Annotated in this window: 16 protein-coding genes; 14 read left to right on the top strand and 2 right to left on the bottom strand. The window is 50.0% G+C overall.

All coding sequences use genetic code 11. The features are described from left to right. Positions 1–41 precede the first annotated feature (41 nt). The 5 genes from HXZ99_RS09220 to HXZ99_RS09200 all read left to right on the top strand — a co-directional run bounded on the left by HXZ99_RS09220 (position 42) and on the right by HXZ99_RS09200 (position 5,288). Positions 42–791 (top strand): electron transfer flavoprotein subunit beta/FixA family protein, encoded by a 750-nt coding sequence (locus tag HXZ99_RS09220; protein ID WP_194757001.1) that lies wholly within the window; start codon positions 42–44, stop codon positions 789–791. Beyond that, positions 788–1,720, top strand: a complete 933-nt coding sequence (locus HXZ99_RS09215; protein WP_194757000.1) for an electron transfer flavoprotein subunit alpha/FixB family protein — start codon at positions 788–790, stop codon at positions 1,718–1,720. Before HXZ99_RS09220 ends, HXZ99_RS09215 begins: the two co-directional genes overlap by 4 nt. A 191-nt stretch (positions 1,721–1,911) precedes the next feature. Continuing rightward, complete coding sequence (locus HXZ99_RS09210) at positions 1,912–3,714, top strand: DUF1302 domain-containing protein (RefSeq protein ID WP_194756999.1); 1,803 nt, start codon at positions 1,912–1,914, stop codon at positions 3,712–3,714. A 637-nt stretch (positions 3,715–4,351) separates the two neighbouring features. Next, on the top strand, positions 4,352–4,999 hold the full coding sequence (gene ung, locus HXZ99_RS09205; protein WP_194756998.1) for a uracil-DNA glycosylase: 648 nt from the start codon (positions 4,352–4,354) through the stop codon (positions 4,997–4,999). A gap of 121 nt (positions 5,000–5,120) precedes the next feature. Next, the gene (locus HXZ99_RS09200) at positions 5,121–5,288 is read left to right on the top strand and encodes a DUF3545 family protein (protein ID WP_194756997.1); all 168 of its coding nucleotides are present in this window, start codon (positions 5,121–5,123) and stop codon (positions 5,286–5,288) included. Positions 5,289–5,507: 219 nt separating this feature from the next. Here the strand turns inward: HXZ99_RS09200 and suhB are convergent, their stop codons facing one another. Continuing rightward, a complete protein-coding gene (suhB, locus tag HXZ99_RS09195; protein WP_194756996.1) occupies positions 5,508–6,308 on the bottom strand; it encodes an inositol-1-monophosphatase in 801 nt (266 codons plus the stop codon). A gap of 173 nt (positions 6,309–6,481) precedes the next feature. Between suhB and trmJ the strand changes: the two genes are divergently transcribed. Then, complete coding sequence (gene trmJ / locus HXZ99_RS09190) at positions 6,482–7,267, top strand: tRNA (cytosine(32)/uridine(32)-2'-O)-methyltransferase TrmJ (RefSeq protein ID WP_194756995.1); 786 nt, start codon at positions 6,482–6,484, stop codon at positions 7,265–7,267. A 21-nt stretch (positions 7,268–7,288) separates the two neighbouring features. After that, positions 7,289–8,437: an IscS subfamily cysteine desulfurase gene (locus HXZ99_RS09185; RefSeq protein ID WP_194756994.1), complete on the top strand. Its 1,149-nt coding sequence runs from the start codon at positions 7,289–7,291 to the stop codon at positions 8,435–8,437. A gap of 54 nt (positions 8,438–8,491) precedes the next feature. On the opposite strand, the gene msrA is transcribed toward HXZ99_RS09185, so the two are convergent. Beyond that, positions 8,492–9,031: a peptide-methionine (S)-S-oxide reductase MsrA gene (gene msrA, locus HXZ99_RS09180; RefSeq protein ID WP_194756993.1), complete on the bottom strand. Its 540-nt coding sequence runs from the start codon at positions 9,029–9,031 to the stop codon at positions 8,492–8,494. A 196-nt stretch (positions 9,032–9,227) separates the two neighbouring features. Between msrA and ndk the strand changes: the two genes are divergently transcribed. The 7 genes from ndk (at position 9,228) to bamB (ending at position 16,373) form a co-directional block, all read left to right on the top strand. Then, entirely contained in the window at positions 9,228–9,659 is a 432-nt protein-coding gene (gene ndk, locus HXZ99_RS09175; protein ID WP_194756992.1) for a nucleoside-diphosphate kinase, read from the top strand. 104 nt (positions 9,660–9,763) lie between these two features. Further along, entirely contained in the window at positions 9,764–10,936 is a 1,173-nt protein-coding gene (locus HXZ99_RS09170; RefSeq protein ID WP_194756991.1) for a bifunctional tRNA (adenosine(37)-C2)-methyltransferase TrmG/ribosomal RNA large subunit methyltransferase RlmN, read from the top strand. 58 nt (positions 10,937–10,994) lie between these two features. Next, positions 10,995–12,044 (top strand): cytoskeleton protein RodZ, encoded by a 1,050-nt coding sequence (gene rodZ / locus HXZ99_RS09165; protein WP_194756990.1) that lies wholly within the window; start codon positions 10,995–10,997, stop codon positions 12,042–12,044. 40 nt (positions 12,045–12,084) lie between these two features. Beyond that, the gene (gene ispG, locus HXZ99_RS09160; protein WP_194756989.1) at positions 12,085–13,200 is read left to right on the top strand and encodes a flavodoxin-dependent (E)-4-hydroxy-3-methylbut-2-enyl-diphosphate synthase; all 1,116 of its coding nucleotides are present in this window, start codon (positions 12,085–12,087) and stop codon (positions 13,198–13,200) included. A 79-nt stretch (positions 13,201–13,279) separates the two neighbouring features. After that, a complete protein-coding gene (gene hisS / locus HXZ99_RS09155; RefSeq protein WP_194756988.1) occupies positions 13,280–14,551 on the top strand; it encodes a histidine--tRNA ligase in 1,272 nt (423 codons plus the stop codon). 17 nt (positions 14,552–14,568) lie between these two features. Beyond that, a complete protein-coding gene (locus HXZ99_RS09150; RefSeq protein ID WP_194756987.1) occupies positions 14,569–15,189 on the top strand; it encodes a YfgM family protein in 621 nt (206 codons plus the stop codon). Beyond that, positions 15,186–16,373 (top strand): outer membrane protein assembly factor BamB, encoded by a 1,188-nt coding sequence (gene bamB, locus HXZ99_RS09145; protein WP_194756986.1) that lies wholly within the window; start codon positions 15,186–15,188, stop codon positions 16,371–16,373. Before HXZ99_RS09150 ends, bamB begins: the two co-directional genes overlap by 4 nt. The last annotated feature ends 28 nt before the right edge of the window (positions 16,374–16,401 follow it).

The following is a 16,401-nucleotide window of genomic DNA, read 5'->3' as shown; positions in this document are numbered from 1 at the left end:
TATGTCGGAATCGACGTAGGAATGACGAGAAGGAAGAAGTTATGAAAATCTTGGTCGCGGTAAAGCGCGTCATTGACTACAACGTCAAAGTACGGGTGAAAGCCGATCAGTCCGATGTGGACCTCAGTAATGTAAAAATGGCGCTTAACCCATTTTGCGAAATCGCAGTGGAAGAAGCGGTTCGATTGAAGGAAAAAGGCACGGCAGAAGAAGTTGTCGTGGTGTCAATTGGACCCAAGGCATGCCAAGAGCAAATTCGTACTGCGCTAGCCTTAGGTGCTGACCGCGGTATTCATATCGAAACAGATGCCATGCCCGATTCTTTAGCAGTCGCTAAATTGCTGCACAAAGTAGTCGACGAAGAGCAACCGCAACTTGTGATTTTAGGCAAGCAAGCTATCGACTCTGACAACAATCAAACGGGTCAAATGCTGGCAGCGTTAACCGATATGCCGCAGGGTACATTTGCTTCGGAAGTAAAAGTGGACGGCGACAAAGTGAATGTAACGCGCGAAGTCGACGGTGGCTTGCAAACGGTTGAGCTCACTCTGCCTGCTATTGTGACCACGGACTTACGCTTGAACGAGCCACGTTATGCGTCATTGCCAAATATTATGAAAGCTAAGCGCAAGCCATTGGATGTGAAAACGCCAGATAGCTTAGGTGTTGATCTCGGCTCGAAAATTTCGGTATTGAAAGTAGAATCGCCGGCCGAACGTAGCGCAGGCGTGAAAGTGGCCGATATTGCGGAACTGGTAGACAAGCTGAAAAACGAGGCGAAAGTATTATGAGCATCTTAGTTATTGCCGAACACGATAATAAGCAACTCAACCCGGCCACGTTAAAGACATTAACGGCCGCCCAAGCCATGGGTGATGACATTCATGTGTTGGTTGCGGGTGAAGGATGTGCAGCAGTCGCCGATGAAGTGGCAAAGGCCGCGGGTGTGGCTAAAGTATTTTGCGCAGACAATGCAGCCTATGGGCATCAATTAGCAGAAAATATCAGCGCCTTGGTATTGAGCTTAGCGAAAGATTACAGCCACGTTGTGGCCCCCGCGACAACGACAGGCAAGAATTTTATGCCGCGCGTTGCGGTGAAGTTAGATGTGGCGCAAGTGTCTGACATTATTGCTGTTGAATCTGCCGATACCTTCCGTCGCCCCATTTACGCTGGTAACGCGATTGCCACGGTAAAGTGCGACGAATCAATCAAGGTGATTACGGTGCGAGCGACTGCTTTTGATGCCGTGGCTGCAGACGGCGGTAGTGCGTCGGTTGAATCCTTAGATTCGGTGTTTGAGTCTGATAAAGTGCGATATCTTGCCGAGCAAGTCGCTTCATCTGAGCGTCCTGATCTGACGGCTGCACGGGTGGTTATTTCCGGTGGACGTGGCATGCAAAACGGCGAAAACTTTGCGTTGCTCGAAAAAGTAGCCGATAAGCTAGGTGCTGCTATAGGCGCATCACGTGCTGCGGTCGACGCTGGGTTTGTGCCTAACGACATGCAAGTGGGTCAAACGGGTAAGATTGTTGCACCGGAATTATATATCGCAGTGGGCATTAGTGGGGCGATTCAACACCTTGCTGGAATGAAAGATTCGAAGGTGATTGTCGCAATCAATAAAGATGAAGAAGCGCCTATTTTTCAGGTCGCAGACTATGGTTTAGTGGCGGATTTATTCGACGCATTACCTGAGTTGGAAAGCGCTTTATCTTAACTGCGTGACAAGCAGGTCGGTCCTCTGCTAACCTGCTTGTTAATAAAGTATTACAAAAAAGTTGGTTTAATGGGTGTAAATACTTGCGAAATTGCAAGATATCAGACATGATTTTTGCACAGTCATTAGCCAAGGACGCCCATTCAGGGTACGCAGGATAGGTGGCAACAACAATGAAAAGAAAAACAACTATGTTTAAAAAACTCCCTCTTGCCTCTGCTGTCGCACTTGCAATCGCAATGCCTGCACAGGCTGCTGAATTTACTGCAGGTCCGTTTGAAGTTAACTTTGATTCAACCTTCTCGGTTGGAGCAACGTGGCGGGTAGGATCACGTGATAATCGTGTACTGCATCCAGGCAACTTTGAAGGTGGATTAGGGCAATCGGGTGTTGCCGATGACGGTAACCTGAACTTTGATCGAGGCGACCTCACTTCTTGGGTTTTCCGCGGTATCCACGATGTGGATATTCGTACCCAAAACTCGGGCGGTGTATTTATACGCTTTAACTATTGGTACGATGCAGTGCTCGAGCGCGAAGGCGTTCCGCATGGCCATACCGGTACCAATTATTTCCCAGATTCTCGCCTTGATGCTGATTCTTTTGATGATTATTCAAAAGGTCAAGGCATCAACTTGCTCGATGCGTTCTACTACAACAACTTCATCTTGGGTGATACCCCAGTGGATATTCGGGTAGGTCGCCAAGTATTGAGCTGGGGTGAAAGTACGTTTATTTTCAATGGGATTAACTCGATTAACCCATTAGACGTAAACGCGGCTCGTCGCCCGGGCGCTGAAGTACGTGAAGCACTGTTGCCAGTGGGCATGGTGAGTACGTCGATCGGTTTAACTGATGCGTGGAGCTTAGATGCGTTCTGGCAGTTTGAGTGGGATAACACCAAGCTGGATGGTTGCGGTACCTTCTTCTCCACGGTAGACATCTTAGGTGGACCAGGTTGTAACAAAGTAACCTTGAACCCAGAAGTGGCGCCAGGCCGATTCCTTAGCGACCGTGAATCAGTAGAAGCTGGCTTCTACCTCACTCGCGCTGACGATGTTGAGGCAAGCGACACAGGTTCGTTCGGTGTATCTGCTCGTTACTATTCAATGGAACTGGACACTGAGTTCGGCTTCTATTACATGAACGTGCATAACACTGCTCCTATCATTTCTGCTAATGATTGGCGCACTAATAACTTCAGTAACAACATCGTGTCTCAATTGGGTCCAGAGTATTTCGCTGAGTGGCCAGAAGACAACCAAATCATGGGTGTGAGCTTCAGTACTACCCTGAGCGATTGGTCGTGGGCTGGTGAAGTGAGCTACCGTCCAAATCAAGCGGTGCAAATTAACACCACTGAGATCTTAACGGCGGGCTTACGTCCGAACGTTCCAAGTACCTTTACTCCACGCATTGTTGAAGCACGTCCAGATGGCAATGCAGTAGGTAATCGTGCGCGGGGCTACGAAGAGCTGGAAGTATGGCAAGCGCAAATGACGTTTATCAACTTCTTTGAGCGTCTGTGGGGCTCTGACCGTATGACCTTCATCGGTGAAATCGGTGCTAACTACGTCTCTGATTTGCCAGGCCTTGATGAGCAGCGCTTCGGCCGCAGCCCAGTGTATGGTAAGTGTTTAACCCGTGCCGACCAAATGGCGCTGGGTAACCCAAATCCATCCGGTGATATGAACTGTGACGGCTTTGTCACGAGCTTGTCTTGGGGTTATCGGACACGCTTTATCTTTAACTTCTCAAATGCGTTTATGGGCTGGAACATCAACCCAACCATCGCATGGAACCACGACGTTAAAGGGTATTCACCGAATGCGAACTTCATCGAAGGTCGTCAAAACTTGGGCTTATTGCTTGACGCAAACTACATGAGCAACAAGTACCGCGTGACCTTAGGTTACAACCGTTACCAGGGCGCTGACTACGATCCAATGCAAGACCGCGATCATATCTCAGCAAGCTTCTCGGTAGCGTTCTAACCTCCGAAGGATAGAAGGCCTCCCTAAGGAGGCCTTTTTTTTGGGCCGGCTTGTCAGAAAGCCTCTATGGCTGCGTTATAATTGAAGCTCAATCGGTCACGTACCATCAAGGTACGCTCCCTCAATCGCTCCAATTAAGCCTTGCCCTAGAGGTTTCTGCCTGCGCTTCGAGTTCGGTGGGTTGTGGCTTGTCCGGCATCACCACTAGCTGCGTTATAAACCGTCCTCAATCGGTCACATACCATCAAGGTATGCTCCCTCAATCGGTCGGTTTATGCCTTGCTATTGGCGCGCCGGCCCGCGCTTCGAGTTCGGTGGGTTGTGGGTTGTGGCTTGTCCGGCATCACCACTAGCCGCGTTATAAACCGTCCTCAATCGGTCACATACCATCAAGGTATGCTCCCTCAATCGGTCGGTTTATGCCTTGCTATTGGCGCGCCGGCCTGCGCTTCGAGTTCGGTGGGTTGTGGGTTGTGGCTTGTCCGGCATCACCACTAGCTGCGTTATAAACCGTCCTCAATCGGTCACATACCATCAAGGTATGCTCCCTCAATCGGTCACGTAGAAATCTACGGCGTTGGTTGCTGAACTTATCTGATATATCCTAAAGGCAATTGAAAGATAGCGGGAGAATAATGTGGATTCGTGGCAGGCATTGTTTGAGCAGGAACGGCAGCAAGACTACTTCCGAGGATTACGTGACCGAGTGTTGGCTGAGCGGGCGCAGGCAGCGGTTTACCCTCCGAAAGAACAAGTGTTTCGTGCCTTTGAACTAACGCCATCAGATCAGGTGAAAGTGGTGATTTTGGGGCAAGATCCATACCACCAACCGGGGCAAGCACACGGTTTGGCATTTTCTGTGCCGAAAGGAGTGAAGCCGCCGCCGTCGTTAAAGAATATTTATAAGGCGATTCAGCATGATTACCCCGAGTTCACAATTCCTAATCACGGCGACCTAACTACATGGGCGGAGCAGGGGGTGTTGTTGTTGAACACAGCACTTACAGTGCGTGATAGTTCGCCGGGCGCTCATGCTAAATGGGGTTGGCAGACGTTTACCCAGGCCACCTTGGCTTACTTAAATTCATTGCAACCGATGGTGTTTATGTTGTGGGGCAAACATGCCCAGCAACAGGCGGCTTTTTTAAATGCTGAACGGCATTTAATTCTGGAGTCGGTGCACCCTTCACCGTTGTCGGCACATCGTGGTTTTCTAACCTGTGGCCACTTTAAAGCGGCGAATGCTTGGCTTCAGCAACAAGGGCGCGCGCCCATTCGTTGGTAACCTAATTGCGATAGTATGATCACATTTATGTAACAATTTTGCTTTACATTTGACCCCGTTGTGGCACTATGTGTAGTGTGCTAACAATAAAATAACAGCGATGTTCAATTAGGGGGAGCTCATGAACCATACAGAAGAACTCAGCAATGCTTCTGAGAAGTCAGGTAAGGGTCGGGCAAAGCGGAAATGGCGTGAAATTGAAGCGCTAAAAGAACGCAAACGCCTTGAAAAAGAACTCATGGATATCGACTACACCTACGATTTAGACGTAGATCAATTAGAATTTTAGTCCCACTTTGGGAATGAAAGAAAACGCCGGCATATGCCGGCGTTTTTGTTTTTGTACCCAACGCATTGCGTTGGTCAGGTGTCGGATTGGGACATGGGGTCAGGATATGTCTCCGTGCGGAACGCTGTGAACCCACCCCTAGGGGCTTGGGCACGGCATCCACGCCGCACAACCCCACGGCGCCATACTCTGGCCCCGTATCCGTATCCTACGCGTTAGCTACTTTAATAATGATTTGGGGAGCAACGGGCGCATTTGTGTGACCATGGTTTGCAGCACGCGTGGTGATGCGGCAACGATGTTGCCTGATTTTTGGTGGTTCATTCCGCCGCCAAAATCGGTAACTACACCACCGGCTTCACGTACCAGCAATTCTCCCGCTGCGGTATCCCACAATTGCAATCCAGCTTCCCAGTAACCGTCAACGCGGCCTGCGGCAACGTAGGCCAAATCGAGTGCGGCTGAACCGGCGCGACGTACGTCGGCAGCTTGCTCAAAGAATTTATTGAACACGCCCTGATATTCCGGCATTAAATGTTTTAGTTTGAACGGGAAACCGGTGGCTAGAAGTGTGCCTTCCAGATCTTTCCGTGGTGATACGCGAATTCGGTAGCCATTGAGCTGTGCGCCGGCACCGCGGCTTGCGGTAAACATTTCTTCACGTACAGGATCATACACCACAGCGTGTTGTGTAATGCCTTTGTGCATCAGTGCGATAGAAATACAGAAGTGCGGAATGCCGCGCATGTAATTGGTGGTGCCATCGATGGGATCGATTACCCACAGGTAGTCTCCCTGCGCCTGATGTTCGCCTGATTCTTCGGCCAGAAAGCCGTGGTCAGGGTATGATTTTTGGATTGTTGAGATGATTGTCTGTTCACAAGCTTTGTCGATGTTAGTGACAAAGTCATTGAGACTTTTTTCAGCAAATTCGACTTGGTCTGGTTGCTGAAACGATTTCATCGCAACACGGCCGGCTGCACGTGCAGCGCGCACCGCAATATTTAACATTGCATGCATGGGAGGTTCCTGTACTGGCAAAGAGCAGATTAAAAAATCGGCGTGATTATATGCAAATTAGCACACAGATGCAATGCGAGTGGTGCTGTGCTATTCTCCCGCGGATTTTAAAGTGAGCCATTTGGCAGGAATGTCGGGCTCTAAATGATGGCGTAAGAAGGGTGGCTGGTACTATGTTAAATCAAATTCGTGTCGTTCTGGTGGGTACAACCGACCAGCGTAATATTGGTTCAGCGGCACGCGCAATGAAGACCATGGGGATTCATGAATTGGTGCTGGTTCAGCCGGAAGAGCTTCCTGAGGGCAAAGCGCAAGCGCTTGCGGCGGGTGCAACCGACGTTCTGGCTAAAGCCAAGATTGTGGATAGCTTATCTGAAGCCCTTGCCGATTGTGGTTTGGTATTAGCCACTAGCGCGCGCAACCGTACCCTTGATTGGCCGCAATTAACGCCCCGTGAAGCGGGTGTGAAAGGTATTACCGAAGCCGCGGGTGGGGCCAAAGTTGCCATTATTTTTGGTCGTGAAGCAAGCGGGTTAACCAATGAAGAGCTGCAAATGGCAGATTTTCATGTGCATATTCCAGCGAATCCCGATTATAGCTCTCTGAATTTAGCCATGGCGGTGCAAACGGTGACCTATGAGCTGCGTATGGCGGCCTTAGCGGCGCAGGAGCAGGTGCAAACGATCGAAGAGGATTATCCACTGCGCGACGACTTAGAAAACTTCTACGCGCATTTAGAGCGCGCCCTTGGGGCGACCGGATTTATTGTGCGCAAACATCCCGGTATGGTGATGACCAAGCTGCGTCGATTGTTTAATCGCGCACGCCCAGAGAAAAACGAACTGAATATTTTACGCGGTGTGCTAGCATCGGTAGAGCGCGCGTCTGGTGCACAGGTAACAGAATATTCGGACAGCGATAGCGATATGAATGCAAAAGACGATTCGTCCTCGTCCTAATCTGATGTGTGAGAGGAACTGATGAAATATCCCGTATATCTTGATTATGCTGCTACTACGCCGGTGGATCCGCGCGTGGCTGACTGCATGATGGGGTATCTCACCATGGATGGGGTGTTTGGCAATCCGGCATCGCGTTCTCATCGGTTTGGTTGGCAAGCGGAGGAAGCGGTGGATTTAGCGCGAGAGTCGGTGGCAACACTGATTAACGCCGATCCGCGCGAAATTGTATTTACGTCCGGAGCCACCGAAGCATCAAATTTGGCCATCAAAGGCGTTGCAGAGTTCTACGCTGAGCGCGGCAAACACATCGTGACTGTGTGTACGGAGCACAAAGCAACGCTAGATACCTGCAAGATGCTTGAAGAGCAAGGCTATGAGGTCACTTACTTACCTGTGAGCGACACCGGGGCAGTCGATTTGGCAGCAGTCAAAGCAGCATTACGGGCCGATACCGTATTGCTGACAGTGATGTACGTCAATAATGAAATTGGCGTGATTCATGATATTGCCGCTTTGGCTGAAATTGCGCATAACAACGGCACTCTAATTCACGTCGATGCGGCGCAGGCTGTCGCAAAAATGCCAGTAGATGTGCGTGCTCTAGATATTGATTTGATGTCGATTTCAGCCCACAAGATGTATGGGCCGAAAGGGATTGGCGCTTTGTATGTGCGGCGCACACCGCGCGTGTATTTATCGGCACAGATGCATGGTGGCGGTCATGAACGGGGAATGCGTTCGGGAACTTTACCGACCCATCAGATCGCCGGATTTGGCAAAGCGGCGGATCTTGCTGTTGCCGAGATGGCCACGGAATCTGAACGCCTAAACGGCTTGCGACGTCGTCTGTGGAATGGCTTAAAATCTATTCCTGGTGTGGTTTTGAACACGGATCTTGAGAACAGTGTAGCCGGAATTCTCAATGTCGGTTTTCGTGATGTGGAAGGGGAAACCCTGCTGATGGCGCTCAGTCAGTTGGCGGTGTCGTCTGGTTCAGCATGCAATAGCGCCAGTGTCGACCCCTCCTACGTGCTTAAAGCATTAGGGCGTTCCGATGCGGTCGCCCATGCCAGTATTCGACTCAGTGTAGGTCGGTTTACTAGCCAAGAAGAAGTTGATTTTGCCGTCGGTCTTATCCGCGATACGGCAAACGGATTGCGTAATTAGCCTAGGCTGTGAATATAGGCCTAGGCTTTAACCCCCACGTCGCTTTTTTGTCGCCTATTTCAAACGCGCGGCAAAGGTTTTCTTAAACTTAGCCAATTTCGGTGACACCACCGCCTGACAGTATTGGTTTTCTGGGTTTCGCTCAAAATAATTATCGTGATAGTCCTCCGCCGGATAGAAGGTATCTAACGCCTGCACTTCGGTGGCAATGGGCGCATCCCAAATTTTATCGTGCGCCATTTCGGCAATGATTTGCCGAGCGGCCTCAGCCTGGGCTGTATCATGATAGAAAATCGCAGTGCGATACTGGCTGCCAATATCATTGCCCTGCCGATTCACTTGCGTTGGATCGTGCAGGGCAAAAAAGATTTCGAGTAGCTCGCGATAGGAAATAAGCGCAGGATCAAAGCTTACTTGGATAACTTCCGCATGCCCGGTGTTACCGCTGCACACTTCTTTGTAGGTCGGGTTTGCCGTATGTCCGCCGGTATACCCAGATTTTACTGAATGTACGCCTTGGAGTTGATTAAAGGCTGACTCGAGACACCAAAAACACCCGCCGCCGAGCGTTGCTAACTGAAGAGACTCACGCATTGATGAACTTCCATAACTGCAAATAAACATCTAGACGTCCAAAATACATGAGGGAGCATCAGTTGCCAAGCAAAGAATGTGCAGGGAATCAGTCTTATGTCGGAAGTATAAAGAATTAGTGGGAAAAATTCGGTGAATCACGTATAATTCGCGCGTCTTTTTTAACCAACTTTTATGATTAATCGGGAGTACAGCAATGGCTTTGGAACGCACTCTGTCCATCATTAAGCCTGACGCGGTTGCCAAGAACGTCATCGGCGCAATCGTTAACCGTTTTGAAAGCGCAGGTTTGCGCATCGTCGGCCAGAAGATGATGCACCTGAGCAAAGAGCAAGCGGAAGGTTTCTACGCTGAACACAAAGAGCGTCCGTTCTTTGGTGCTTTGGTTGAGTTCATGACTTCAGGTCCAATTGTAGTGATGACCCTTGAAGGTGAAGACGCGGTTCGTAAAAACCGTGAAATCATGGGCGCAACCAACCCACAAGAAGCAGCCGCTGGTACCTTGCGTGCTGATTACGCAGAAACGATCGACGAAAATGCCGTTCACGGTTCAGATGCTGTTGCTTCTGCAGCTCGTGAAATCGCTTATTTCTTCTCTGATGAAGAAGTTTGCGCGCGAACCCGCTAAAATAGTAGGGCAAGCACTTTAGAAAAAGGGGCTGCAGGCCCCTTTTTTGACCGTCAGTAAATGACGTGTCATTTGCTCCATGTAATACAAAATTTGAGGTCGTCATGACAGTTACTCCATGTAGCCCAGCTAAGGAATTGGCCGAGGGAACCCAGAAAAAAATCAATCTGCTGGATTTGAACCGGCAAGGATTGCGGGATTTCTTTGCCCAACTCGGTGAGAAACCATTCCGCGCCGAGCAAGTCATGAAGTGGCTGTATCATTATTGCGTTGACGACTTTGAACAGATGACCAATCTGAATAAAGCACTGCGCGCCAAACTCAATGAAGTGGCTGAAGTACGCGCCCCAGAAATTAAGGTACAGCAGCAATCAGCCGATGGTACGATTAAGTTTGTCATGGAATTGCACGATGGTCAGGAAATTGAATCGGTCTGGATTCCAGAAGACGATCGCGCCACCTTGTGTGTTTCATCGCAGGTAGGTTGTGCATTGGAGTGCACTTTCTGTTCTACTGGTCATCAAGGTTTTAACCGAAACTTACGGGTATCGGAAATCATTGGCCAAGTGTGGCGAGTGAGTAAACTGCTTGGTGCCTTTGGTGAGACCCATGTGAAAGCGGTAACCAATGTGGTAATGATGGGCATGGGTGAACCATTATTGAACGTCAAGAATGTGGTGCCCGCCATGGAGATCATGCTCGACGATTACGGGTTTGGATTATCTAAGCGCCGCGTAACCGTGAGTACGTCAGGTGTGGTGCCTGCGCTTGATTTATTGCGTGAACAAATTGATGTGGCTTTGGCGATTTCGCTGCATGCACCGAATAATGAGTTACGCGACGAAATAGTACCGATTAACAAGAAATATCCGATTGCAGAATTTCTGGCCGCGTCGCGCCGCTATGTGGAGCAGTCGAAAGCACAAACCAAAGTAACGGTCGAGTATGTGATGTTGGACCATGTGAATGATTCAACAGATCAAGCACACGAACTAGCAAAGGTGCTGAAAGATACACCAAGCAAGATTAATTTGATTCCATTTAACCCGTTTCCCGGTTCCGGATATGGTCGTTCAAGTAATTCTCGGATTGATCGTTTCGCAAAGGTGTTGATGGAATACGGTTATACCGTTATCGTTAGAAAGACGCGTGGTGATGATATCGACGCGGCGTGTGGACAACTCGTTGGTGATGTTGTCGATCGCACTAAACGGTTACTGAAAAAACAACAAAAACAAAAGAATGGGGAACCGATTAACGTAAATGTGGTCGGTTAGCCTGTTACAACACCGATTTTCGCAATGGATTGCCCTAGAGTAGTGAATTCAGTTAAACATGACCGAAACTAATAAAAATGATGAGCTCCCTTTTGATGAGGTGAGTGAAAACGAAACAAGCGCACCGGTCTCCCCCGGCGAATTGTTGCGTCAAGCGCGCGAGCAAGCAGGCTTGAGTGTGAGCCAAATTGCCGATCGTTTACGTTTACGTCGCACCCAGATTGAAGAACTTGAGGCCAATGAGTTCAGTAAATATGTAGGCGGAACCTATATTCGAGGTTATTTGCGCTCGTACGCAAAATTAGTGAGCCTCGATGAAGCGACGGTGATTTCCTCCTATCAAACCTTCATTGGTGAAGAAGCGCCTCCCGGGCAAATGCAAAGCTTCTCCCAGAAAACCAAACTGGAATCACAAGACAATAAACTGATGCTGATTACATGGATCATTATTTTGATCTTAATCGGCTCGGTCGCGGTTTTTGTCTGGCAGCAGTTCACGGAAGAGCAAAACGGAAACGGTGTTGTTACCCAAACCAGTACTCAGCAACGCACAACGAGCCGTCCGGAAGTTACCCCGGAACGCTCGGAAACCGTTCAGTCGCAAACCCGTCTCGATAGCCGTGAGGAGGATGATGTGATTGCGCCCGATGAAACCGAAGACTTAGTAGAAGCGCCGGTAGAACCGCCAGAAGTAACCGGCACCCGCGAACCGCAAGTAGGAACTGAAACCCGCGTTGATCCGCCGCGTACAGACGTTTCCACGGACCCTGCGACGACCCCGCGCACAGAATCAATGACCCCAGTAACCACAGCGGAAGCCCCTGTGCAAAGCACCACAACGGAAGAAGCCATTGAGGCCGTTGCCGAAGCAGAGTTAGTGCTGACCTTTAGCGACGATTGTTGGGTACGCATTGAAGATGCGACCGGTACCGTGATTGCGTTCGGGGTAAAACAGCGCGGTCATGTGATGCCGTTAGAAGGTGAAGCGCCTTATGAAATCACACTGGGCGCACCGCAGGCGGTGACCGTGTATTTTCGCGGCGAGCAAATTGATTTAAGTCGTTTTCGGGGGCGTACTGCACGCTTCACGCTGCCCACGCAAAGCTAATCCATATTCGACGTTTGTGAATAGAGAGCAGTAACACACCATGAACCACGAAACTCCGATTGTCCGTCGTAAAAGTCGCCGCATTTACGTGGGCGATGTACCTATTGGTGATGGCGCACCTATTGCTGTGCAATCCATGACGAATACGAATACCAATGACGTAGACGCGACCGTGGCTCAAATTGAACGAATCGTTGCCGCCGGTGGCGATATTGTCCGAATTTCAGTACCCACTATGGATGCCGCCGAGGCGTTCAAACATATACGCAAGCGCGTAACCACGCCTTTGGTTGCCGATATTCATTTTGATTACCGAATCGCACTGAAAGTGGCGGAATATGGCGTCGACTGCTTACGGATTAATCCCGGCAACATTGGTCATGAAGATCGCATTCGGGCTGTGGTGGATGCCGCTCGAGATCGCAATATCCCCATTCGTATTGGTGTCAACGCAGGTTCGTTAGAGCGTGATCTGCAAGAGAAATATGGCGAGCCAACCGGGGCTGCGTTGGTTGAGTCGGCGTTGCGCCATGTGGATATTCTCGATCGGTTAAACTTTCATGATTTCAAAGTCAGTGTAAAAGCATCCGATGTCTTTCTAGCGGTGGATGCCTATCGCTTGCTAGCCAAACAAATTGAACAACCCCTGCATTTAGGCATTACCGAGGCCGGCGGCGCGCGCGCAGGTGCAGTAAAATCTGCAATTGGATTAGGGATGTTGTTAAGCGAAGGCATCGGCGACACCCTGCGTGTTTCTCTCGCAGCGGATCCGGTGGAAGAAATTAAAGTCGGCTTTGATATCTTAAAGTCTTTACGCATTCGCAGCCGTGGCATTAATTTTATCGCTTGCCCGAGCTGCTCACGCCAAGAGTTTGATGTGATTTCAACGGTCAACGCCCTTGAGCAGCGTTTAGAAGATATTACCACTGCCGTGGATGTGTCGGTGATTGGCTGTGTTGTTAATGGCCCAGGTGAAGCTATGGTGGCTCAAATTGGCTTAGCTGGGGCTAAAAATAAGAGCGGCTTCTATATGGACGGGCAGCGTCAGAAGCTACGCATCGATAACAGTAATATTGTGGATGAGTTGGAAGCGCAGATTCGTGATTATGTGCGCCGTCGTGAACAAGAGACACCCATCGATATTGAAAACCTCTAGTTTTACCTGATGAGGTAAACACCCTATAATGCCCGCTTTGTGAAAAGCGTCATGATATTGAGACAGGAATTCCCTAACTGTGGCAAAACAAATTCAAGCCATTCGCGGCATGAACGATATCCTGCCGGACCAAAGCGGTCGTTGGCAGCAGCTTGAGCAGGTGATTCGTGAACTCGTTGCCAGCTACGGCTATAGCGAAATCCGCATGCCGGTGGTTGAGCAAACCGAGTTGTTCAAGCGCTCTATCGGTGAAGTAACCGATATCGTTGAGAAAGAAATGTATACCTTCGCCGATCGCAATGGCGATAGTTTGACCTTGCGTCCTGAAGGTACCGCGAGCTGTGTTCGTGCAGGTAACGAGCATGGATTGTTGTACAATCAAACCCGCCGGCTTTGGTATATGGGGCCTATGTTCCGTCACGAACGCCCGCAAAAAGGTCGTTATCGTCAGTTCCATCAAGTGGGTGTAGAAGCCTTTGGCCTGGAAGGGCCGGATATTGATGCGGAAATGATTTTAATGACGGCGCGCCTCTGGAAGACCCTTGGGTTGCTGCCTTATCTTACTTTAGAATTAAATTCATTAGCTTCAAATGAAGCGCGCGCTGAGTACCGAGATGCTCTCACCGAGTATTTACGGGCCCATCAAGCGCAGCTTGATGAAGACAGCGTTCGCCGTCTGGAAAGCAATCCGCTACGTATTCTTGATTCAAAGAATCCAGCGATGGCCGAGCTGTTGGCTGGCGCGCCGAAACTAAGTGATTTCTGGGACGATGTTTCACGTCTTCATTTTGCCCAATTATGCGCCTATTTGGATGCTGCTGGGGTGCGTTATGTACACAACGAACGACTGGTGCGCGGCTTAGATTATTATAACCGCACGGTATTTGAGTGGGTGACCGATAGCCTGGGCGCGCAAGGTACCGTTTGCGCCGGTGGCCGCTATGATGGTTTAGTTGAACAACTCGGCGGCAAGGCAACCCCTGCGGTAGGCTTTGCAATGGGCTTGGAACGCTTGGTTCTCATGCTCGAACAAGCGAATACTCAAGCGGTTCCTGGCGACGTAGATGTTTATATTGTTGCCGCTGGTGCAGAAGCGGAACTTCCGGCAATGACTGTTGCCGAACAGGTTCGGGATGCACTGCCCAGCCTGCGCGTCATGCTTCATTGCGGTGGCGGAAAATTTGCAAAACAACTGAAGAAAGCCGACCAAAGTGGTGCTGAAGTAGCGTTAATTATTGGTGCTAATGAAGTTGCAGAAAATAAAGTGACTGTGAAATTCTTGCGTCGCGATGCAGAACAAACAACAGTTCACATGAATGACGTATCAAAGGTGCTTAGCACCTTGGTGTAAATCAAGAGGAAACGGCAGTGGAAAACGAAGATCAACAAGTCGAACAGATAAAAGCCTTTATTAAAGATTACGGGCCTTGGATTGTAGCAGGGATAGTGCTTGGATTAGGCTCACTGTTCGGTTGGCGGTATTACCAAGACAGTCAAGTAGAGGCTGCGCAAGCGCGCACAGCAGCGTATCAAGAAGTGATCGAAACACTGCAGTTTGGTGAAGATGACGATGCCATTGCCCGTGCTCGCGCAATGACTGACGAGTTATCAGGAACCGAGCAAGGCGCATTGGCCCGTTTATACGTGGCACAGCATGCGGTGAATGCAGGCGATTTGGATACCGCTCGGACGCAACTGGAATTAGCCCACTCTGAATTACGTCAGGACGAGCTAAAAGCCATTGTTGCATTGCGTTTAGCTCGAATTGATGCGGCCCGTGAAGACTTCACAAGTGCGCAAGCATGGCTTGCCGGGGTTCGTAGCACTGCCTTCGCTGCCAACGTAGCGGAAGTGCAGGGTGATATCTATTATGCGCAAGGTAATTATAGTGCTGCACGGGAATCGTATCTCGCCGCAGCAGACGCATCTGCAGCAGGAGCTAACAGCGCCTTGCAGATGAAAATCGACAATCTGGCAGGACACGAATGATTAAAACTAAACACTGGTTAGTCGTCGCCGTAGCATCCATTTTCTTAGCGGCCTGTTCATCGAAAGATGAAGGACCCCGCCACGCAGATCTGCGGTCTATTACCCCTGAAGTGACTGCTTCAGAAGTGTGGAGTACGCGGGTTGGAATCGGCGAGGGAAATCATTACTCGCGGTTACGCCCTGTGCATCAAGATGGCGTGATTTATGTGGCCGACCGCCATGGCACCGTGGCAGCGCTAAATGCTGATAACGGACGTGAGCTTTGGTCGCAAAAAATGGGTGGTCGCAAACCCGTGTTTGGTCGCTTTTTTGGCGGTGAGCCTGCTCGCTTTAGCGGAATAGCGGTGGCCGGTTCAATGCTGTTTGTTGGTTCTGAAAACGGCGTGGTTTATGCGTTTGATTCCGACAGCGGTGAGCTGAAGTGGGAACAGAAAGTTCCAGGCGAAGTATTGGCGGCGCCTTCAGTAGGCGAAGGCCGTGTGGTGGTTCATTTAGGCTCTGGCATTGTTGCCGCCTTACGCGCCCAAGATGGTGAGATACTTTGGACTCACGAAGAAGAAGTGTCGTTGTTAAGTTTGCGCGGTACATCACCGGTTGCGTTAAATAGCGGCGGAGCCATTTTTGGCAGTGCCACCGGTAAAGTGGTTGTTCTTATCGCTGAAAATGGCATGTTGGCGTGGGAAGAGCGGATCTCTGTACCGACCGGCTCGACCGATCTCGAGCGCTTAGTTGATGTGGATGGCGCGCCCTTAGTGTGGGGTGGAACCATTTATATGTCGGCTTTTAACGGCGATTTAGCAGCCTTTGATTTACGCAATGGCGAAGTGATGTGGAAGCGGGAATACGGCAGCTGGCGTGGCCCGGTACAAGCGGCAACACGCATAGCCCTAGTCAATCAACAGAGTCATTTGATTAGTATCGATCGCGCCAATGGTATGGAATTGTGGCGCAACTCAGATTTGTTCTTGCGCTCTTTAACGGAGCCGGCAGTATCTGGCAGCTATTTGGTGTCGGGTGACCGTTTTGGTTATTTGCATTGGTTTAATCGCAGCAATGGCGAACTCGTAGGACGCTATCGCATTGGCGATGAGCGCATTCATAGTGCGCCATTGATTGTGGGTGATAAACTCATTGTGCAAGATGCCAAGGGCAATGTTGTTGCCCTGCGTGAGCAAGGCCGATAATCATGCATACCTAATCGCTGACTTGTAG

Source organism: Aliidiomarina indica, from assembly GCF_015354615.1.
Classification (GTDB): Bacteria; Pseudomonadota; Gammaproteobacteria; order Enterobacterales; family Alteromonadaceae; genus Aliidiomarina; species Aliidiomarina indica.
This window is presented reverse-complemented; position numbering and strand designations above follow the sequence as displayed.

Coding starts and splice junctions, on each gene's coding strand:
- HXZ99_RS09220 (WP_194757001.1), top strand. CDS start 42: ATGAAAATCTTGGTCGCGGTAAAGCGCGTCATTGACTACAACGTCAAA.
- HXZ99_RS09215 (WP_194757000.1), top strand. CDS start 788: ATGAGCATCTTAGTTATTGCCGAACACGATAATAAGCAACTCAACCCG.
- HXZ99_RS09210 (WP_194756999.1), top strand. CDS start 1,912: ATGTTTAAAAAACTCCCTCTTGCCTCTGCTGTCGCACTTGCAATCGCA.
- HXZ99_RS09200 (WP_194756997.1), top strand. CDS start 5,121: ATGAACCATACAGAAGAACTCAGCAATGCTTCTGAGAAGTCAGGTAAG.
- suhB (WP_194756996.1), bottom strand. CDS start 6,308: ATGCATGCAATGTTAAATATTGCGGTGCGCGCTGCACGTGCAGCCGGC.
- trmJ (WP_194756995.1), top strand. CDS start 6,482: ATGTTAAATCAAATTCGTGTCGTTCTGGTGGGTACAACCGACCAGCGT.
- HXZ99_RS09185 (WP_194756994.1), top strand. CDS start 7,289: ATGAAATATCCCGTATATCTTGATTATGCTGCTACTACGCCGGTGGAT.
- msrA (WP_194756993.1), bottom strand. CDS start 9,031: ATGCGTGAGTCTCTTCAGTTAGCAACGCTCGGCGGCGGGTGTTTTTGG.
- ndk (WP_194756992.1), top strand. CDS start 9,228: ATGGCTTTGGAACGCACTCTGTCCATCATTAAGCCTGACGCGGTTGCC.
- HXZ99_RS09170 (WP_194756991.1), top strand. CDS start 9,764: ATGACAGTTACTCCATGTAGCCCAGCTAAGGAATTGGCCGAGGGAACC.
- rodZ (WP_194756990.1), top strand. CDS start 10,995: ATGACCGAAACTAATAAAAATGATGAGCTCCCTTTTGATGAGGTGAGT.
- ispG (WP_194756989.1), top strand. CDS start 12,085: ATGAACCACGAAACTCCGATTGTCCGTCGTAAAAGTCGCCGCATTTAC.
- bamB (WP_194756986.1), top strand. CDS start 15,186: ATGATTAAAACTAAACACTGGTTAGTCGTCGCCGTAGCATCCATTTTC.